18 protein-coding genes are annotated in these 19,496 nt (G+C 69.5%); 5 read left to right on the top strand and 13 right to left on the bottom strand.

The genetic code is table 11. The features are described 5' to 3' along the window. Positions 1 to 49: 49 nt before the first annotated feature. Positions 50 to 292 carry a twin transmembrane helix small protein gene (locus L1Z78_RS22685; RefSeq protein WP_234638596.1) on the bottom strand — a complete coding sequence of 81 codons (243 nt, stop codon included), beginning with the start codon at positions 290 to 292 and terminating at the stop codon, positions 50 to 52. Positions 293 to 321: 29 nt separating this feature from the next. Between L1Z78_RS22685 and L1Z78_RS22680 the strand changes: the two genes are divergently transcribed. From L1Z78_RS22680 to L1Z78_RS22660, 5 genes are all read left to right on the top strand, one after another. Then, complete coding sequence (locus L1Z78_RS22680; protein ID WP_234642242.1) at positions 322 to 1,095, top strand: SURF1 family protein; 774 nt, start codon at positions 322 to 324, stop codon at positions 1,093 to 1,095. After that, a complete protein-coding gene (locus tag L1Z78_RS22675; RefSeq protein WP_234638595.1) occupies positions 1,082 to 1,771 on the top strand; it encodes a hypothetical protein in 690 nt (229 codons plus the stop codon). The genes L1Z78_RS22680 and L1Z78_RS22675 overlap by 14 nt, the downstream gene beginning before the upstream one ends. Before the next feature lie 163 nt (positions 1,772 to 1,934). After that, on the top strand, positions 1,935 to 2,549 hold the full coding sequence (locus L1Z78_RS22670; RefSeq protein ID WP_234638594.1) for an SCO family protein: 615 nt from the start codon (positions 1,935 to 1,937) through the stop codon (positions 2,547 to 2,549). 160 nt (positions 2,550 to 2,709) lie between these two features. Next, positions 2,710 to 4,287, top strand: coding sequence for a methyl-accepting chemotaxis protein (locus L1Z78_RS22665; protein ID WP_234638593.1), 1,578 nt, complete (start codon positions 2,710 to 2,712; stop codon positions 4,285 to 4,287). Next, positions 4,284 to 6,059 (top strand): putative bifunctional diguanylate cyclase/phosphodiesterase, encoded by a 1,776-nt coding sequence (locus tag L1Z78_RS22660; RefSeq protein ID WP_418921642.1) that lies wholly within the window; start codon positions 4,284 to 4,286, stop codon positions 6,057 to 6,059. The genes L1Z78_RS22665 and L1Z78_RS22660 overlap by 4 nt, the downstream gene beginning before the upstream one ends. Here L1Z78_RS22660 and L1Z78_RS22655 read toward each other — a convergent pair. The 12 genes from L1Z78_RS22655 to L1Z78_RS22600 form a co-directional block, all read right to left on the bottom strand. Then, positions 6,056 to 6,748 (bottom strand): Crp/Fnr family transcriptional regulator, encoded by a 693-nt coding sequence (locus L1Z78_RS22655; protein ID WP_234638592.1) that lies wholly within the window; start codon positions 6,746 to 6,748, stop codon positions 6,056 to 6,058. The genes L1Z78_RS22660 and L1Z78_RS22655 overlap by 4 nt on opposite strands. 237 nt (positions 6,749 to 6,985) lie before the next feature. Next, a complete protein-coding gene (locus L1Z78_RS22650; RefSeq protein WP_234638591.1) occupies positions 6,986 to 7,918 on the bottom strand; it encodes a DUF6999 family protein in 933 nt (310 codons plus the stop codon). Further along, positions 7,918 to 9,852 (bottom strand): iron-containing redox enzyme family protein, encoded by a 1,935-nt coding sequence (locus L1Z78_RS22645; RefSeq protein WP_234638590.1) that lies wholly within the window; start codon positions 9,850 to 9,852, stop codon positions 7,918 to 7,920. Before L1Z78_RS22645 ends, L1Z78_RS22650 begins: the two co-directional genes overlap by 1 nt. Before the next feature lie 6 nt (positions 9,853 to 9,858). Further along, a complete protein-coding gene (locus tag L1Z78_RS22640; protein WP_234638589.1) occupies positions 9,859 to 10,782 on the bottom strand; it encodes a fatty acid desaturase in 924 nt (307 codons plus the stop codon). Beyond that, entirely contained in the window at positions 10,783 to 11,526 is a 744-nt protein-coding gene (locus L1Z78_RS22635; RefSeq protein ID WP_234638588.1) for a sterol desaturase family protein, read from the bottom strand. A gap of 7 nt (positions 11,527 to 11,533) precedes the next feature. Further along, positions 11,534 to 12,514 (bottom strand): Bug family tripartite tricarboxylate transporter substrate binding protein, encoded by a 981-nt coding sequence (locus L1Z78_RS22630; protein WP_234638587.1) that lies wholly within the window; start codon positions 12,512 to 12,514, stop codon positions 11,534 to 11,536. 88 nt (positions 12,515 to 12,602) lie between these two features. After that, positions 12,603 to 13,544, bottom strand: coding sequence for an RNA polymerase sigma factor RpoH (gene rpoH / locus L1Z78_RS22625; RefSeq protein ID WP_234638586.1), 942 nt, complete (start codon positions 13,542 to 13,544; stop codon positions 12,603 to 12,605). Between the two features lie 342 nt (positions 13,545 to 13,886). Beyond that, entirely contained in the window at positions 13,887 to 15,041 is a 1,155-nt protein-coding gene (gene ssuD, locus L1Z78_RS22620; RefSeq protein ID WP_234638585.1) for an FMNH2-dependent alkanesulfonate monooxygenase, read from the bottom strand. Further along, entirely contained in the window at positions 15,038 to 16,159 is a 1,122-nt protein-coding gene (locus tag L1Z78_RS22615) for a sigma-54 interaction domain-containing protein (RefSeq protein WP_234638584.1), read from the bottom strand. Before L1Z78_RS22615 ends, ssuD begins: the two co-directional genes overlap by 4 nt. A 9-nt stretch (positions 16,160 to 16,168) precedes the next feature. Continuing rightward, the gene (locus L1Z78_RS22610) at positions 16,169 to 17,362 is read right to left on the bottom strand and encodes an acyl-CoA dehydrogenase family protein (RefSeq protein ID WP_234638583.1); all 1,194 of its coding nucleotides are present in this window, start codon (positions 17,360 to 17,362) and stop codon (positions 16,169 to 16,171) included. Beyond that, a complete protein-coding gene (gene msuE, locus L1Z78_RS22605; RefSeq protein WP_234638582.1) occupies positions 17,359 to 17,952 on the bottom strand; it encodes an FMN reductase in 594 nt (197 codons plus the stop codon). The genes L1Z78_RS22610 and msuE overlap by 4 nt, the downstream gene beginning before the upstream one ends. A 217-nt stretch (positions 17,953 to 18,169) precedes the next feature. After that, positions 18,170 to 19,432 (bottom strand): acyl-CoA dehydrogenase family protein, encoded by a 1,263-nt coding sequence (locus L1Z78_RS22600; RefSeq protein ID WP_234638581.1) that lies wholly within the window; start codon positions 19,430 to 19,432, stop codon positions 18,170 to 18,172. Positions 19,433 to 19,496: the final 64 nt, after the last annotated feature.

The raw sequence follows: 19,496 nt of genomic DNA, 5'->3' as shown, positions 1-19,496 counted from the left end.
GAAAAGGAAGCGCCGGGGCGCTTCCTTTTTGCTTTCAGGGGCAGGCGGCCTACTGGCCGGCGGTCCAGCCCGTGGGGTGGATGTAGCCCAGCTTGGCCGCCAGCAGCACGCACAGGAACAATGTGATGGACAGGCCCACGCGCAGCGCCAGCGCACGGAACATGGCGCGGCTGCGGCGCCTGTCGTCCCCGCCGCCCTCCTGGTCTTCGGGACTGCGGCGCATCATGAAGAACAGGGCGCTGCCCAGACTGGCGACAATGGCCAGCAGGGCGAGAACGATCACGAATTTCATGGATGGATTATCCGGTGCGTGTTTCCAGAATGCCAGACCGCTGGCGGTTTGTACTGATCACCATGGCCGCGCTGATCGGCGTGGCCGTCACGCTGTCCCTGGGCCGCTGGCAGTTGCAGCGCGCGACCTACAAACAGGAACTGTTCGATGCCGTGCAGCGCCAGCAGGGGTTGCCGCCCTGGGGCAATGCCGATGTGGCGGCCGTGCGGCCGCAGGCGGCTCCCATTGCCGAAGCCACCCCATGGCTGCACCGCCCCGTGCAACTGAAGGGCCACTGGATCCAGGGGCAGACGCTGTACCTGGACAACCGCCAGATGCAGGGCCAGCCGGGCTTTTTCGTGCTCACGCCGCTGCGGCTGGCCGCACCGCATGATGACGTGGTGATTGCCGTGCAGCGCGGCTGGGTGCCGCGCAATTTCCTGGACCGCACGGCCCTGCCAGCGGTGCAGACACCCGAAGGCCTGGTGACCGTTGAGGGGCGCATGGAGGCCGCGCCGTCCCGGCTCTACGAATTCGGCCGGGCAGGGGCAGACCCTGATGGGCAACAGTCGCGCATCCGACAGAATGTGGACATTGCCGAATGGGCCCTGGCCTCGGGCCTGCCACTGCGCGCATGGAGCCTGCTGCAGACCGGCGAGGCCGGCGAAGGCCTGCGGCGGGACTGGCCAGTGGCCACGGCCGGGGTCGAGAAACACCATGGCTATGCGTTCCAATGGTTTGGACTCGCGGCCCTGATCACGCTTTTGTATGTCTGGTTCCAAATCGTCCGACGCTTTGTCCGCCCGCGCCATGTCCGTTCCTGAAACGCCGCTGGAGATGACCATCCATGGCCTGCCACCGCTGCAGTCCGGTGCGGCCGAACCCCAACGCAGGCGCAGCGGTCGCTGGAAGATGCTGGCGGTGTTCGCGGTCTGTGCGGCGCCCGTGGTGGCCTCCTACTTCACCTACTACGTGCTGCGGCCCGGCCAGCAGCGCAGCTTCGGCGAGCTGATCGCGGCCCAGCCGGAGCTGCCATCGGCCATGGCCACCGCGCTCGACGGCACACCGCTGCCGCTGCAGTCGCTCAAGGGCCAGTGGCTGCTGCTCAGCGTCGCAGGCGGCGCCTGCGGCGACCGCTGCGAAAGCAATCTCTATCTGCAGCGCCAGCTGCGCGAGACCCTGGGCCGGGAAAAGGACCGTCTGGACCGGGTCTGGCTGATTCCGGACGATGCGCCCGTTGCCGAGCACCTGCGCCCCGCGCTGGCCCAGGCCACGGTGCTGCGCGTGCCCGAGGCCGTGGTGCGGGGCTGGCTGCAGCCCGCGCCGGGACGCAAGCTGGAGGACCATCTCTACGTGGTCGACCCGCAGGGCCGCTGGATGATGCGCATGCCCGCAGGCCTGGACAAGGCCGATGCCGGAAAGGCCAAGCGCGACCTGGACCGGCTGCTGCGCGCGTCGGCCTCCTGGGATGCGCCCGGACGTCCTGGCGACGGCGGCTGACGCAGGGCGGCATGCAGGCACGGCGGTGCTGGGGTCTTGCGGTTATGGGTTATGGTCGGCGGCTGTGCGAAAGCGGCCCGGTCGGGGCGCCTTCGCGTTTCCCTTTCCTGCCCGCGCCGGCGTGCCTCCATGCCGGCCGTGGCCATCATCTTGTTGAGGAAGCATGAACAAACGGACAGCGCTGCGCGTTCTGGGCGTGACCGCCATGGCATGGGGCGCCCTGGCCCTGGGTGGATGCTCGCGCGAGGCCAAGACCAGTTTCCAGGGCGTCGATGTCACGGGCGCCGAATACGCCAAGGACATTCCCCTGCGCGATGTGGACGGCAGACAGCGCAGCCTCCAGGACTTCGCAGGCAAGGTCGTCGTGGTCTTCTTCGGTTACACGCAGTGCCCCGATGTCTGCCCTACCACCATGCAGGAGCTGGTGGAGGTCAAGCAGCAGTTGGGCGCCGACGGCGACAGGCTGCAGGGCGTCTTCGTCACCCTGGACCCCGAGCGCGATACGCCCGAGGTGCTCAAGGCCTACCTGGGCAACTTCGACCCCGGCTTCGTCGGCCTTCACGGCACGCCCGAGGAAACGGCGGCCGTCGCCAAGGACTTCAAGCTCTTCTACAAGAAGGTGCCCGGCAAGACCGAGGGCAGCTACACGCTGGACCACTCGGCCGGCAGCTATGTCTATGACACGGCCGGCCGCCTGCGCGTCTACGAGCGCTACGGCGGCGGGCCGCAGGTGCTGGGCGCCGACGTCAAGGCGCTGTTGCAGGAAAAGCGCTCCTGATCCGGCGTGCGGGGCCTGCAGTGTGACCCCGGTCACATTGGCTGCGTTTAGCCCCGCCGCGGCACACCATCCCTGATGTGCATCGCCGCAGGACTGCTTAGAGTGGGCCCCGCCTGGGGCGTCATGCCGACGCCCGGCCCATCTCCGAGAGACCTGATCCATGCGGCGAAACGTGTACGTCACCCAGCGTGAGTACCCACTGAGCGAAGGAGAGACGCTTCTTTCCGTCACCGACCTGAAGGGGCGCATCGTCTATGCCAACGACGCCTTCATCCGTGTCAGCGGCTTCGAGGCGTCCGAGCTATACGGCAAGGCGCACAGCATCGTGCGCCATCCGGACATGCCGGCCGCCGCCTTCGCCGACATGTGGGCCACCATCCAGCACGGGCTGCCCTGGAGCGCACTGGTCAAGAACCGGCGCAAGAACGGCGATCACTACTGGGTGCGCGCCAATGCCAGCCCCATACGCCATGCCGGCTCCGTGGTCGGCTACCTGTCCGTGCGCACGCGGCCCGAGCTGGGCGAGGTGCAGCAGCATGAGGCTCTTTATGAGCAGATCAATGCCGGCATACGTGCACCGGGCCTGCATCGGGGCTTTCCGGTGGGCCGCGGCACCCTGGGCACCGTGCTGCGCTGGTGGCGCTTCAGGCCGCTGGCCTGGCGCGTACAGGCCCTGGTCGCCGGGCTGTGGCTGCTGGGCAGCGCCGGCCTGTGGTCGCCAGCGCTCCAGGGACCGGTCGTGCCGCTGACGGAGATCTGGCCGGCCTGGCTGATCTGGAGCCTGGCCTGCGCGGCGTCCGGGCAATGGCTGCGCAGCCGGTTGCTCGCCCCGCTGGCGGCCTTGCGTGGCCAGTCGCAGGCCGTGGCCAGCGGCCAGCAGGCCGCATCCCTGTTCGCGCAGCGCGCCGACGAGATCGGTGCCATCGGCGCTGCCGTGCGGCAGACGGGGCTCAACCTGGTCTCGCTGGTCGGCGACATCCAGGGCAAGAGCGACCAGGTGCGCCGATGCGCGCTGGCCGTGCAGCAAGGCAGCACCGAACTGAGCGAGCGCACCGAAGCGGCGGCGGCCAGCCTGGAACAGTCGGCGCAGGCCATGCAGGCCCTGGCCGCCGCCATAGAGCGCAGCAGTGCCCAGGCGGGGCAGGCGGCCGGCCGCGCGCGGCATGGCGTGGATGCTGCGGGGCACAGCAGCCAGGCGGTGGCGCAGCTGGATCTGGGCATGCGACGGGTGGCCCGGGCCAGCGACCAGGTGGGGCGGATCAGCGCCCTCATCGACGGCATCGCCTTCCAGACCAACCTGCTGGCCCTCAATGCTGCCGTGGAGGCTGCACGCGCCGGCGAACACGGCAAGGGTTTTGCCGTGGTGGCGGACGAGGTGCGGGGCCTGTCCCAGCGCAGCGCGCAGGCTGCACGCGAAATCAAGGCCCTGATCGAGTCGTCGCAGCAACAGGTCGCGCAAAGCTGTGCCATGGCGCGCGAGGTGGGTGAAGCCATGCAGGCCATGCAGGCCGACATGCGCGAGCAGCTGGTGCTGGCCGAAGCCATGCAGGCCGCCAGCCAGGCCCAGGCAGGCGGCGTGCAGCAGGTGCAGGCCGCCGTGCAGCAGCTCGAACAGATGACCCAGCACAATGCCGCGCTGGCGCGCGACACCATCGCACAGGCCAGACTGCTGTCCGCGCAGGCGCAGGCGCTGGAAGCCGCGGCGTCGGTCTTCCACGGCAAGGGGATGCCCGCATGACGGCGCAAGGCCCGCAGATGGCCTGTGGCAGCGGGCCGGCCGCCCTGGTGCCTGGCCAGACACTGGACGAAGACCTCCAGAGCGTGGCCATGGAGGCCGCGCCCGACGGCATCCTGCTGGTGGACCGCAGTGGCCGCATCCTGCTGGCCAACCCTGCCATGCAGGCCATGAGCGGCTATGACGCGCAGGAACTGCTGGGCCAGCCGCTGCAGGTGCTGCTGCCGGCCGAGGCGCATGCCGCCCACGGTCCGCAGCTGCAAAGCTACTTCGCCCAGCCCGCGCGCCGGCCCATGGGCCAGGGACGCGACCTGTGGCTGCTGCGCAAGGATGGAAAGCGCCTTTCGGTGGACATCGCGCTGGGCCACTCCACCCATGGCGGCGGCGTGGCCGTGGCCTTTGTGCGCGATCTGTCGCAGCTGCGCCAGATGGAAGCCTGCATGCACTATCACGCCACGCACGACACGCTGACCGGCCTGCTCAACCGATGGCAGTTCGGACTGCAGATGGAGCAGGCCATCTCCCAGGCGCGCAGCCGTGCGCCGGGCGGTCCGGGATCCTTTGCGCTGCTGCTGCTGGACCTCGACGACTTCAAGGCCATCAATGACGGCTATGGGCATGATGTCGGAGACCAGGTGCTCCAGGAAGTGGCGCGGCGCCTGCAGGCCGCGCTGGGGAGTTCGGCCACGCTGGCGCGCATGGGGGGCGATGAGTTCACCGCGCTGCTTCAGCCCTGTGGCGACGAGGCCTTCGTGCGCTCGCGCATCGATGCGCTGATGCGCGAGCTGTGCCGACCCTGCGCCATCGGGCATTTCTCGCTCAACTTCGGGGCCAGCGTGGGCGCTGCCTTCTATCCTCAGGACGCGGGCGATGCGGCCACGCTCATGCGCTATGCCGACATGGCCATGTACGAGGCCAAGCATCGCGGCCGAGCCTCCTATGCGCGCTATGCCCGTGCCATGGGCGAGGCCATGGCCGAGAAGGTGCTGCTGCACGAGCGCCTCAAGCAGGCCCTGGACAGAGGCCTGCTGAGCCTGCATTTCCAGCCCCAGGTGCAGGTCGCGGGCGGCCAGGTCCAGGGCGTGGAGGCGCTGCTGCGCTGGAACGACGAGCAGATGGGCTGGGTCTCTCCGGAGCGCTTCGTGCCCGTGGCCGAATCCACGGGCCTGATCCTGGCCCTGGGCGAATGGGTGATCGATGCCGCCTGCCGCCAGGCCGGAGACTGGCTGCGCGCCGGGATGCCGCTGCGCGTGGCGGTCAATCTGTCGGCCCAGCAACTGCGCCAGGCCGATCTGCAGCAGCGCCTCATGGGCAGCCTGGCGCGCCATGGCGTGCCGCCGCACCTGCTGGAGCTGGAGGTCACGGAGTCGGCTGCCATGACCGATCCGCTCCAGGCCCGCGAACTGCTGGGCAGCCTGCTGGCCTCGGGCGTGTGCGTGGTGCTGGATGACTTCGGCACGGGCTACTCCTCCCTGGCACATCTGCGCGACCTGCCGATCTCGCGCGTGAAGATCGACCGCACCTTCATCGGCCCCATGCTCGACAGCCCCGCCGATGCCAAGATCGTCAAGGCCGTGATCGCGCTGGCGCGCACGCTGGGTCTGCAGGTCGTGGCCGAAGGCGTGGAAACCTCGGAGCAACTGCGCCTGCTGCGCATCCTGGACTGCGATGCCTACCAGGGCTGGCTGTTCGCGCGCGCCATGCCGGCCGAGCAGATTCCGGCGCTGGTGCGCAAGCCTGTGGCGGCCATCCTGGCGCAGGATGGATTGGGCTAGGGCCGGGGCTGGACCTGATCGCCGGCATTCTCCAGCGCCACGCATCCACTGCTGATCCCTTGCAGCACTTCGGGGCTGAGCGTGCAATGCCAGCGATCGGTCCTGTCCAGTGCACCGAGGAGGGCCAGGCGGTGCAGGCTGCGGGCGATGGTTTCGCGGCTGGTGGCCAGCAGGGCGGCCAGCGCGCCCTGGCTGGGCAGGCGCACGAGGCGGCTCGATTGCAGGTGCGACAACTGCACCAGCGTGGCGGCCAGCTGGCGCAGCACGCCGGGAATGTGCACGATGCGCGCCCACTCGGCCAGCAGGGCGTTGTTGTGGGTGTAGTGGGTTGCCAGGGCCAGCACGAAGGGGGCGTCTACCAGGCCCTGGCGCACGATGGTGGCGATGTCCACGCAGCAGATGCGGCCCGGCCCCAGGGCCTCGAAATGCATGGCCGATGGCTGCTGCAGCCATCCCGGGCTGCCCAGCGCGTGGCCGTTGCCGAACAGGGCCACGGGCCTTGCCACGCGGTCCTCGCCGCTGCGCATGGCCAGCACGTAGCCCAGCTTGATGACCTGGAACTCATGGGCGATGCGGCCCTGCCTTTGCAGGATCTGGCCCTTGACCAGGTTGCGCTCGCGGATGTGGGGCCGCCATCTCGGGCTGGCGGAAGGCGGCAGCTGGCCCAGCAGGCAATGGGGCGAACGCATGCATTCGCTGCAGCGTACGGCTGAAGGCGCAAGGGACGACGATGGCATGGCACGGACGGTTCGGAGGCACCGCAAGCCAGGACAGGGATGCCCGGGCGGCGGCAGGGGCCCGGGCGTGCGGCCAGGGCGAAGCCGTGCAGGCTAGCGGGCTATGCCGTTGGGTGCAACATGATGTAACCGGTTTGCGCCCCGTTTCGCGCAGGATGGCGGCAATCCTGCGCCCTTTGTTGACCTGGGTCAGACGGTCTGCGTGCCGTCGGCGCGGGATGCCTCGCGCATGCGGGCCAGTTCGCGCGCCGGCAGCGGCATCTCGCCGCTGGCCACCTTCATCAGCAGGCAGTGCAGCATCTCGGTGGACAGGCCGTGCAGCACCAGGCGGTGGCCCGCGCGCAGCGTGGACAGCGGCACCAGCGGGTGCTTGTTGTTGAGCATGACCAGGTGCTCGGGCGAGGCCAGGATCCTGGCCGCGTAGATGGCCACGGTCTCGTCCAGCTGCAGCGAGTTGCTGGCGCGCCAGAAGTCATTGTCGGTCAGCAGCAGCTGGTAGACGGGGGTGTAGACCTCGATGGCGCTTTGCAGGTCCAGCAGGTTCAGCCGCCCGCGCGGCATGTCCTCCAGGCGCAGCGGCGGCTCGCGCAGCATGGAGAAGTCGGGTTCGGCCACGGGCTGCAGTTCCTGGCCTGCCGCGCGCAATGCATTGTTCAGGCGGATGACGAAGTTGAACAGGTTCAGGTCGTGCTTGAGGAACAGCTCGTCCTGGATGGCGTCTATGCCATCGGGCTCCAGCGGCGAGGTCGATACGGGTGTGGGTGCATTGGCCGCGACGAAGGCGAGGATCTGCGAGCCCAGGTGGAAGTGGCGCAGGATCAGCCAGTTGGCTTCGGGTGAGACGAAGCGGTTCATGCTGAAGGCCAGCAGCCGGTGCAGCAGCCTGGAGTGCGCCCAGTTGCGCGGTAGCAGCACCTTGAGGATCTGGATCAGCACGATGCTGGTGCGCGCCAGCGGCCGCAGAAAGGGCAGCAGGTATTGGCGCGAGCCGCTGCTGCAGTCCCGCAGCCAGGCGGCCTTGACGTCGTCGGGCAGGGGCGTGCTCTGGTCGAGGTACAGGGCGCGCCAGGGACTGGGGTCGCGTTCGTCGTGGGGCTGGTCCAGGAAGTCGGGCGGGGGCATCAGGTCTCCTCGGGCATGACGTGCTCGAACTGCATCAGGTACAGCGCCGCCGTGTGGCGCGCGGTGCGCGCGATGGCCTGTGCGGCCGTGCCCTGGCTGTCCAGCTCCATCACCATCTGCACGGCCATGAGCCAGCGCTCCAGATGGTGCTCGTCGTTGGCGCCATGGTATTCGAGGAAGCGAAAGGCCTCGGGCGGCAGCGGCAGGCTGGCGCGCAGCAGCGGCAGCAGGCTGGGGACGATGCGCTGGCCCGTGCCCTCGATGATGTAGATGGCGCCCAGCAGCCCCACGGGGTTGGGCGTGGCGGCCAGGCCATGCAGGTAGGCGTTGAGGGCCTCGCCGCCCGGGTTGCGGCGCAGCCGCGTGATATCGGTCTCGGTGCCACCGGCCTTCAGGTAGTCCTGGTGAAGGATGCGGAAGTCGTTCTGCTCCTCGCCCGCATGCACGTCGATCAGCGCGGCCAGCGCCGCGTGCTCGCCGGTCAGCGAAGCCGCGCCCTCGCGCATCCACAGGCTGCCTTCTCGCACCTGGGGAACCCAGTGGCTCATCCAGCGTACGTAGTCCGTCGTCTGCAGCCTGCCGGTGCGGATGCGTTGCAGCAGCGGCGTGCGCCACACGCGCGAGCGGTAGTCCTGCCAGAGGCTGGCCAGCTCGGTCAGCAGAGGGGCCAGCGTGGCGGGTGCCTGCCCTGGATCATGGGGCGGGGCGATGGTGGATACGTCGGGCAGCAGGTCCACGGCGCCCGGAGCATCCGCCGCAGCCGCGCGCGGCGCCGTGGGGTCCGGGGTACGGGCAAGGGCCTCGTCCTCCACCTCCAGCAGCATGTAGCCTGCCGTGAAGCGGCCCGACTCGGGGATGAAGCACAGCACGGTGTCGCCGTGCTTCAGGCGTGCCGACTGCGTGCGCAGGAACTCGGACAGCATCACGAAGATGGAGGCCGCGCCCGTATTGCCGCGCCAGGCCAGGTTGCTCCACCAGCGTTCGCGCGGGATGGACAGCCGGGCCTTGCCCAGCAACTCCTCCACCACGGGAATGAAGCGCTCCGACGAGTAGTGGCACAGGAAATGGTCTATGCCGCGCGCGGGCACCCAGCCCGTATGCGCCAGGTGAGCGTACTCGTGGATGCAGACGTCGAACAGGTGCGGCAGCAGGCGGATGTCCTGACGCAGCGACAGTGCGCCCGCGGCCTCGGCATCGCCCCAGGCCGCGAAGTCCAGGTGGCTGGTGGAGCGGTCGGGCGTCAGGCCCAGCTGCATGCAGACCGGGTAGTCGCCGGCGAAGCTGCGCAGATGCGTCCAGCGCAGCTTCAGGCGCAGTCCAGCCGATCCGGGCAGTGCCCGGGGGCCGCCGAGCAGAACCGCCCCTGCGCCATCGGAGAGCATCCAGCGCAGGAAGTGGGCATCGAAATCCGTGTCGTAGCCCTGGGCCGCGAAGCGCGAGCGCTTGAACAGGCGCGAGGGCATCTCGCTGGCCACGGCCAGGGCCAGGCTGGCTGGCGCACGGTCCACGGCCTGGGCGGCGGCCTGCAGCGCGCCCACGCTGGCCGCGCAGACGCCGTGCACTGACAGCGTCTCCATGGGCGGCGCGGCCAGCTCGCCCTGGATCATGTTGGCGAAGCCGGGCATCAGCGCATCGCCGCCCGATGAGCCGCTGGCCAGAAAGCCGATGTCGCCCAGGGTGCTGCCGGCCTGCGACAGGCAGTCCTGGACGGCCTTCGCCGCCATGGCCGTATTGCTGTGGATCGTGCGCCCCTCGGCATCGATGGCGTAGTGGCGCTGGCGTATGCCGTTCTCGGCCAGGATGCGGCGCTTGATGCGTTCGGACAGGCGGTTCAACGGCGCCACATGGGCGTCCATGCCCGCGTTGTCGACGGGATCGCCGGGCAGGAACATGCCGGCGGAGTGCAGGTAGACGTTGGAATAGGCAATGGGCATGTGTTCTCAGTCCAGAGTGTCTGCGGGCATCTGCGCACGCGTGCGCGCCGGGGGCCAGATCGTACCGAGCACGAAGACGCGTGCCATGTAGGGCAGCAGCCCGCCTTCGTTGAGCTCCGCAGCCACGCGCCGCCGGTACTGCTCGCGGTGCAGCCGAGTGAGATCGGACCAGTGTGCCTGGGGCTGCTCATGGTGGGCCGTGTGCAGCCCGATGTTGAACAGCAGCGGATTGACCCAGCCCTCGAAATTGCGCGCGTAGTTCAGTGCGGTGGCGGGGTCCAGCCGCTGGCTGCGTGTCAGCGGGCGACCATCGGCATGGGCGTGTTGCAGGTAGTTGGTGGCCAGCAGCCAGTGCAGGCCGTGCAGTTGCGGAATGATCACCAGCAGCAAGGATTTTTGCCAGTCGATGGACAGCAGCAGGGCCCAGCTGCCCAGCCACAGCAGGTACTGGCCCATGCAGTAGCGGAACGCTCCGGGCCAGTGGCGTCGCAACTGCCCCAGCCAGCGCAGGAACAGCGGGTACAGCACCCAGGCGGCCTGCACCGGGTGCACCAGATAGCCGATCAGATGGTTGTGGTCGCCGCCGAAGCGGTAGGTGCGCGCGACATCGCGCGGCCCGTGGCGGAAGCGATGGTGGTTGGCCACATGGGCCGGCCAGAAGACAAAGGTCGGATGGCCTTGCAGCAGCGTGAGCCAATAGTCGGTGAGGCGGTTGGCCCGGCGCCCGCGCCACATGCGCAGGTGCGTGTGGTTGTGGTGTATGACGCCCACGCCCAGGGTCAGGAACAGTTCGATGCCGTAGAGCCAGGGATTCCAGCCATGGCGCCATTGCCACCAGACCAGCAGCGGCAGTGCCGCCATGTACACCAGCGACTGGAGATCGCGCCAGTGGCGCAGGCGGGGCAGGGCATGGCGTGCGTGTGGACGCATTCAGGGCCTGCTGCGTGCCGTGGCGGGCAGGGCGACGCGTGTCCCCATCAGCCGGTCCATGAAGGCCAGGGCGAAGCCGTAGTTGCCGTTGGGCCGTGCATGGTGCAGATGGTGGCGGCGGCTGGCCGCCAGCGCATGCGTGTCCGGCACCTGCGGGAAGAAGTCGTAGTTGGAGTGGCCGATGACGTTGAGCAGCAGGCTGAGCACGGGCACCGAGGCCAGCGACCAGAAGCTGAAGTCGTGCACCACCATGGGCAGCAGGATGACGTTGCCCAGCATCAGCGCCTCGATGGGATGGAAGCTGTAGGTGGACCATGGCGTGGTCACCACCGAGCGGTGGTGGTCGCCGTGAAAACGCCCCAGCAGCCGCGTGTGCAGCAGGCGGTGGTTGATCCAGAAATGCACGTCGTTCCAGATCAGCAGCACCACGATCTCGGCCGCGATGCGCCAGGGGCCTGCATCGGGTTCGAGGCGCGCCCAGCCCAGTTGCAGCAAGCCCCAGGGGACGACCATGCCGATGCCGAAGATCAGCACCGAATGCAGCGACTGCCGCCATTCACGGCGCAACTGGTCGGGCTTGAGCGGCCGCGTGTCCAGCACATGGCCCACGCCGTGGCGCTGCAGGCCGCGCGTGAGCGCCGACATGCCCCAGCCGCCTGCCAGGTACAACGTGCCGAAGAAGGCCAGTCCCCAGGCCATGACCTGCCAGGCGTCGAGTTCGGTGAAGGCTTGGGCAGCGGTCATGGGGGTGTCACCAGGCGCGTATGCCCTGCTCGCGGATGATGCGGCCCAGCGCCGTCACGTCCTGGCGTATGCGCAGGGCCAGGCCCTCGGGCGAGCTGCCCACGGCCTGCCAGCCCTGGGCCGCCAGGCGCGCGCGCATCTCCGGTGAGCGCACGATCTCGCCCACCGCTTCAGCCAGTTTCTGCACATGGGCCGCGGGCATGGCCCTGGGGGCGGCCACGGCGTTCCATATCTCCAGGTCGAAATCGCCCACGCCCAGTTCCTTGAGGCTGGGCAGGCCCGGTGCCAGAGGGCTGCGCGCGGCCGAGGTGACGGCCACGCCGCGCAGCTTGCCGGCCTGGACCTGGGCCATGGCCAGCGCGGGCGGCAGCATGGACAACTGAAGGTCGCCGCCCTGGAGGGCATTGAAGACCTGCGGATAGCCGGGGTAGGGAATGTGTTCGGGCCTGAGCGCGGAACGGCTCTTGAGCAGTTCCATGCCCAGGTGGCCCACGGTGCCGACGCCGGGGGAGCCGTAGCTCCAGCGATTGCCCGCCTGCGCGGCCGCCTCCAGGAAGGCCCGGCCCTCGGCGGCGCCGGCGGGCGCCACCAGCACCAGCGGTGCCACGCCGATCAGGCTGACCGGCTGCAGGTCCTTGACGGGGTCGTAGCGCACGGCGGGGTTGAGCAGCCGGGCAATCGTCATGTTGCCGTTGATCATGACGCTGAAGGTATGGCCGTCGCGCGCCCGCGCCACCTGCTCGCCCGCGATGTTGCCGCCCGCACCCACCTTGTTCTCGACGATGACAGGCTGGCCCAGGCGCTTTTCCAGCGGCTCGGCCAGCGCGCGCGCCGTGAGGTCGGGCGAGGAGCCGGCGGGAAAGCCCACGATCAGGTGCAGCGGCCGGCTGGGCCAGGCATCGCCTGCCATGGCGGCGCAGGGCAGCAGGGCCGAGGCCAGGGCGGCTGCGAAAAGACGGCGTACTGACGAGAAGGCGCTGGCGGGCATGGAGTGCGGTGAGGAGCGAAAGCGGCAGGCAATAAAAAACCCGGAGATTATCCGGGTTTCGTGGTCCCTGCCTTGTCGGTCGGCGCCGTCATGCGAATTCGGCCAGGGCCTTCTTCATCTTCTTCATGGCGGCCACCTCGATCTGGCGGATGCGTTCGGCGCTGACGCCGTACTCGGCCGCCAACTCATGCAGCGTCATGCCGCCCGAGCCGTCGTCGTTGACCTTGAGCCAGCGCTCCTCGACGATGCGGCGGCTGCGGTCGTCCAGCGCATCCAGGGCCATGGCGATGCCGTCCGTGGCCAGGTGGTCACGCTGACGCGATTCGATCATGGCCGTCGGCTCGTGCGCGCCGTCTGCCAGATAGGCGATGGGGCCGAAGGCCTGCTCGCCATCGTCGCCGGGCGAGGGGTCCAGCAGCACGTCGCCGCCGGCCAGGCGCGTTTCCATCTCCATGACCTCTTCGCGCTTGACGTTGAGCTTCTCGGCCACGGCGTCGATCTCGCCGGAGGTCAGCGTGTCGCGCAGCATGCCGTCCTCGGCCATCGCGGCGTCGGACTTCAGGCCCTGCTTCATGGAGCGCAGGTTGAAGAACAGCTTGCGCTGGGCCTTGGTCGTGGCGACCTTGACCATGCGCCAGTTCTTGAGGATGTATTCGTGGATCTCGGCCTTGATCCAGTGCATGGCGTAGCTCACCAGACGCACGTTCTGGTCGGGATCGAAGCGCTTGACGGCCTTCATCAGGCCGACATTGCCCTCCTGGATCAGGTCGCCGTGGGGCAGACCATAGCCCAGGTACTGGCGCGAGATGGACACCACCAGGCGCAGGTGGGACATCACCAGCCGCCCCGCGGCGTCCAGGTCGTTGTGTTCCTTGAGCTTGCGGGCGTAGTCCTGCTCTTCCTCGAGGGTGAGCATGGGCAGGCGGTTGACCGCGGAAATATAGGCATCCAGGTTGCCCAGAGGCGGCACCAGGGACCAGGGGTTAGCGGGCGCCAAGGTGGTCGCAATGGAGCCGGAGGCATTTGTCATTGCAGAGTTCCTTTCTTCCATACCTTCATGTTAGCACTCGTTGGGATCGAGTGCTAAAGCCGAAGTTCCGTCGTTGCTGAAGCGAAAATCGGGCCTGCACGTAGGACAGAGTGCGGTGCGCGCAGTTCCATCGCCATGGTTACCGATTGCTGCACTGCAATGATTGATTTTCTGCATCTCCGGGTTTGGCAAATTCTCATGCCCCCCGGGAAGGCAGGCGCAGGCGTCCAGGCCCTGCAACCGCCGCGCGTTCCGACACGCCGGTTGAGCCAGCGCGCCGTGGCATGGGCTGCGTTGCCGGGTGGCAGCGCATGTCGACGATGGGGAGGTTCACGCGGTTGTTCACGATGCGGATGCCTTTTGCCGGATGCTGCGGATGTCGAAGGCACCGCCGGTCTGCGCCTGGTCGCTGACGGTGACGGGAGGCTTGCCGAGCAGCGGGAACACCAGCTCGGCGAAGCGGATGGATTCCTCCAGGTGCGGGTAGCCGGACAGCACGAAGGTGTCGGCGCCCAGCTCCACGTACTCGCGCAGCCGCTCGGCCACGGTGGCGGCATCGCCGACCAGGGCCGTGCCGGCGCCACCGCGCACCAGGCCCACGCCGGCCCAGAGGTTGGGCGAGACTTCCAGCCGGTCGCGCCGCCCGCCGTGCAGCGCGGCCATGCGCGACTGGCCCACGGAGTCCATGCGCGCATAGCCGGCCTGGGCGCGGGCGATGTCCTCGTCGGTGAGCTTGCTGATCAGGCGCTCGGCGTCGGCCCAGGCCTCCGCGCCGGTTTCGCGCACGATGACGTGCAGGCGTACACCCAGCTTCACCTGGCGCCCCTGCGACGCGGCGCGCCGGCGGATGTCGGCGAACTTCTCGCCCACGGCGGCCGGCGGCTCGCCCCAGGTGAGGTAGGCATCGACCTGGCGCGCGGCCAGGTCGTGGGCGGCGTCCGACGAGCCGCCGAAGTACAGCGGCGGGTGCGGCTTTTGCACGGGCTCGAAGAAGTTGCGTCCGCCCCGCACCTTGAAGTACTTGCCGTCCAGGTCCACGGTCTCGCCCGACAGCAGCCGGCGCCAGATGGTGAGGAATTCATCGGCGTAGGCATAGCGTTCGTCGTGGTCCAGGAATACGCCGTCGGCGGCCAGCTCGGTGGCATCGCCGCCGGGCACCACGTTGAGCAGCAGCCGCCCGCCCAGCGCCTGGTCCAGCGTTGCGGCCTGGCGGGCGCTGGAGACGGGGGCGCCCAGCGAGGTGCGCAGGGCCACCAGCAGCTTGATGCGCTGGGTGACAGGCACCAGGCTGGAGGCCACCACCCAGGGGTCCAGGCAGGAGCTGCCGGTGGGGATCAGCAGGCCGTCGTAGCCCAGCTGCTCGGCCGTGACGGCGATCTGGCGCATGTAGGCATTGGTGGGCGCGCGGCCGAAATCCGAGGTGCCCAGGTAGCGCGTGTCGCCCGAGGTGGGCAGGAACCAGAAGATCTCGGGCGATGCGGAGGAAGCTGCGGTCATGGGGGCTCCGGAAAAGGGGAAAGGGATGAAATCGTGCCGTCGCCGCCGGGCAGCTCGCCCAGGCGCTGCAGCCGCGCCCGCACCACGCTGCGGCTGATGCCCAGCTGGCGCGCGGTCTGCACCTGGTTGCCCCGGTTGCGCTGCCAGGCCTTGAGCAGCAGGGCGTTGAGCACATGCTGCTCCAGGCCTTGCGCGTGGATGTCGCACAGGCTGTCCAGCGCATCGGCCAGGGCCAGCTCGGCGGCTGCGGCCTGGGCGTTGTGCGCGGCCTCGTCCGAGGCGGCCGGCTCGGGCTCCGCCTGGCTGCTGGCGATGTGCAGGTCGCCGGCGCCGATGTGCACGCCCTGGGTGAGCAGCAGGCTGCGGTGGATGACGTTCTCCAGCTCGCGGCTGTTGCCGGGCCAGTCGTGTTCCAGCAGCTTGCGCTGTGCGTCCGGGCTGAGCGCCATGGGCGCGTAGCGCATGCGCTGGCAGTAGCTGGCGATGAAGTGGCGGGCCAGCGGCAGGATGTCGGCCGGTCGCTGGCGCAGTGGCGGCATGGCCAGGGTGACCACGTCGAGCAGGTAGTACAGGTCCTCCCGAAAGCGCCGGGCCGCGACCTTGGTCAGCAGGGGGGCGTTGCTGGCGGCGAGCACGCGCACATCGGCGGGCGTGCGCTGGCTGGCCCCGATGCGCGTGACCGCCTTGTCCTGCAGCACGCGCACCAGCTTGCTCTGGATGTGCAGCGGCAGGTCGTCGATCTCGTCGAGCAGCAGCGTGCCGCCGTGGGCATCCTCGAAGCGGCCCGGCAGGCTGCCGAACGCACCCGTCAGCGCGCCGCTTTCATGGCCGAAGAGTTCGGCGTTGATGAGGGTCTCGGACAGGGCGCCGCAGTTGACGGCGACGAAGGGGCCGTCACGGCGCGGGCTGAGCCGGTGGATGTGGCGGGCCACCATCTCCTTGTCGGCGCCGCTGTCTCCGAGGATGAGCACGCCGGCCTCGCTGGCGGCCACCTGCTCCATGGTCCTGAGCAGGGCCTGCGACGCCGGGTCCTCCAGGATCCAGGCAGCGGGCGCGACTTCGGCAGTGCGTTGAGGGGAGGAGGCGCCGGTGGGCCATTGGGGCAATCGTGTGCTCATGGGGCGGGGTCACGAGTAGAAGCTGGGCTGCGGATGGGCTCCATTGAGCACCCAGTCCCCCAGCTCCTGCAGCTTGTAGTGCAGCGGGTCGTGCAGCGTCTGCGTGCGCAGGTTGCGCCAGAAGCGGTCGAAGCGCAGCGCCGCGTGCGTGGCGCGTGCACCCGTGGCCTCGAAGATGCGGCTGGACAGGTCCAGCCCGGTGCGCGTGGTGGCGATCTTGGCGGCGGTCACGGCCACGGCGACTTCGCCGCGCTCGTGCGCGTCCAGGGCCGTGCCGCGCTGCCAGGCCGCATCGAAGCGCCGTGCGGCCTGCTGCGTGAGCAGCCGCGCGCCTTCCAGGGCGGCCCACAGCTCGCCATACAGCGCCTGGATGTGGGGGTCCGCGCTGGCCGCCTCGACGCCGGACTTGAACCAGGGCCGGGCCTCGCGCAGGGTGTAGCCGCGCGCCTGCTCCAGCGCGCCCTGGGCGATGCCCAGGAACAGATGGGCGAAGATCAGCTGGGCCAGCAGCGGGCGCAGCGCGGCCCGGGGCGTGGACAGCGGGCCGGGGTCCAGCAGCAGCTCGGAAGCTTCCACGCGCACGCGCTCGAACAGGGCCGAGCCGCTGTCGGTCTGGCGCTGGCCCATGTTGTCCCAGTCGCGCAGCAAGGTGATGCCCGTGCGCTCCGTGGGCAGCACGCCGATCAGCAGCCGGCCGCTGTCGGCATCGATGGCGGAAGCCACCAGCATCTGCGAGTCCAGCGCGCCGGAGGTGAAGCTCTTCTTGCCCGAGAACTCCCAGTGGCCGGACAGGCGCGTTGCCGTGGTGCGGCGGTCCAGCGGGTTGAGCGTATTGCCCCAGAACCACCGGTGGCGCGCGGTCTGCAGCAGCCAGGGCCGCCACTGGGCGGGCTGGCCGAACAGCTGCACGGTGGCCAGATGCAGGTGCTGGAAGCCGAAGACATGGGCCAGGGAGCCGTCTGCCGTGGCCAGGATGCGCACCGCGTCCAGCGTCTGCACCCAGTCCGCGCCCAGGCCCTCCAGGTCCCGGGGAATGCTCAGTGCCAGCAGGCCGCTGGCGCGCAGCGCATCGCGCTCGGCCTTGGGCGTGCCACCGGCCACGTCGCGCTCGGCGGCGGTGGCGGCGAACCGGCGGGCCAGGTCCTCGGCGATGGCCGTGGGCGAGGAGGATGGCGGGGACTGGGCGGGCAGGTCCGCACTCATGCTGCCTGCTCGGCCAGGGCCGGTGCCAGGCGCACCGGCGCCAGCTGCTGCAGCGTGCCGCGCAGTACGGGAGCCGATAGCTGCACGGTCAGCTCGATGCGCTGGCGCAGCGACTCGCTGCGGACCTGGCCGTCCTGGATGTCCTCGGGCGTGGCATAGACGCCGATGGGCAGGGTCAGGGCCGAGAAGAAGCCGAACAGCGGCCGCAGCTGGTGGTCAAGGATGAGCGCGTGGCGCGGGCTGCCGCCCGTGGCGGCGAGCAGCACGGGCTTGCCCTGCAGGGCGTCGAGGTCGATCAGGTCGAACAAATGCTTGAGCAGGCCCGGCAGGCTGGCGCGAAAGACCGGGGCGCCGACGATGAGGAAGTCGGCCTGCTCGATGGCCTCGATGGCCTGGCGCGTGGGCACGGGCAGCTCATCCTTGGACAGGGCTGCACCCAGGTGGGGCTGGAGGTCCACCAGGTCGATGACCTGGGCCTGCAGAGGCAGTTCCTGCCCGAGGCGGGCATGCAGGGCGTCCAGCAGGACGCGGGTGCGGGAGGGGCGGCTCAGGCTGCCATTGACGATGACGGTCTTCAGCGATCGGCTCATGGGGGCTCCTTGAAGGGGGTTGCGGCGGCGGCGCCTGCCTGTCGGGGACCGCCCTGGATGCCTTCATTACAGGCCGGTTCATGCCGCGGGGGAAAGAAGTTGAGCGCATTTGTTTATGAGCTTTGCGGCGCGTGCAATGCCTTGTTTTGCAAAGGAATTTTCCAGCCGGGTGCATATGCAAATAAGCGTCGGCGATATGCCGGCAGCGCCACCGCCTTCATCCCGCCACGCCCACGTTCCAGTAGTACACGGGACGGGCATCGTTCAGCAGGATGTCGCCCACCGAACGGGCCTTGTAGAGCACGGGGTTGTGCGAGGCCAGGGTGCGCGCGTTGCGCCAGTGGCGGTCCAGTGCCAGGTCCTCGGCCAGCGCACTGGAGCCGCCGACCTCGAACAGGCGCGCGGCGGCCTGCAGCACGGGTTCGGCCACGGCCACCTGGGCCTGGGCCGTGCGCAGTTCCAGCGCGTCCAGTTCCTCCAGGGGGATTTCATGGCCCTGGGCGCGTTCGCGTGCGATGCGGCCCAGCGCGGCGGCCACATCGGCCGCGACCACCTCGGCCAGATAGGCGGTGGCACCCAGCTGGCCCACGATCTGCTGCACCAGCGGGTCGTCCTTGGGCAGGGCCGCGCTGCCGTGGCTGAACACGCGCCGGCGCGCGCGCACATAGTCCACGGCGTCGCGCCGCAGCGCGCGGGCGATGCCCGCCAGGGTGGCCAGGTGGAACAGCTGGAAGTAGGCCACCAGGGGCGTGGGCCGGGCGCGCGGAAAGCGCATCACATCGGCCTCGGGCACACGTACCCGGTCGAGCACCGTGGTGCCCGAACCCGTGAGCCGCTGGCCGAAGCCGCGCCAGTCGTCCAGCCGCTGCACGCCGGGCTGGCGGGTGGGGACGATGGCGTGCACGGTCTCGTCCTCGCGGCCCGGCACGACGGCACGGGCCACGACGGTGACCCAGTCGGCATACAGCGCGCCCGTGCTGTAGAACTTGCGTCCGTCCAGGCGCCACCATCCGGTTTCGGGGCCGGTGTCCGGCACCAGGGTCGTCTGCAAAGCGCCCACGGCGCCCGCGCCGGTCTCGGTGGTGGCGTTGCCGAACACGGCGCCCTGCGCGGCCAGCGGCAGCCAGCGTGCCTGGGCGGCCGCATCGCGGTCGATCAGCACGCGGTCCAGGAAGCCGAAGTGGGGCCGCAGGATCTGGGCCACGTTGGAGTCGGCCTCGGCCAACTCCACGAGCAAGGCGAACAACTGCTCCACCGTGGCGCCCAGGCCGCCGAAATGGCGCGGCACGCGTAGCGCCGTGAAGCCGCTGTCGCGCAGCCTGGCGATGGCGTCATGGGCCAGGGTGCGCGTGCGCTCGCGCTCGGCCGCGCCCCGGGCGATGTGTTCGAACACGGGGCGAAAGCGCGCCTGCAAGGCATGCAGCGTGGGAGCGTCTTCGGGCACCGGCGGGAGGATCTGGGAGGGAGTCTGGGTGGTCATGGAGGCAGCAATGTCCAAGGCCCGCCCGGAATCCTCCGGGACGGGCCTGTCTGGGGGGATGGCA

Origin of the sequence: Delftia tsuruhatensis, assembly GCF_903815225.1 — a bacterium.
Classification (GTDB): Bacteria; Pseudomonadota; Gammaproteobacteria; order Burkholderiales; family Burkholderiaceae_C; genus Comamonas; species Comamonas tsuruhatensis_A.
Note: the sequence above shows the minus strand (reverse complement) of the source record. Positions and strands in the feature narration are given on the sequence as shown.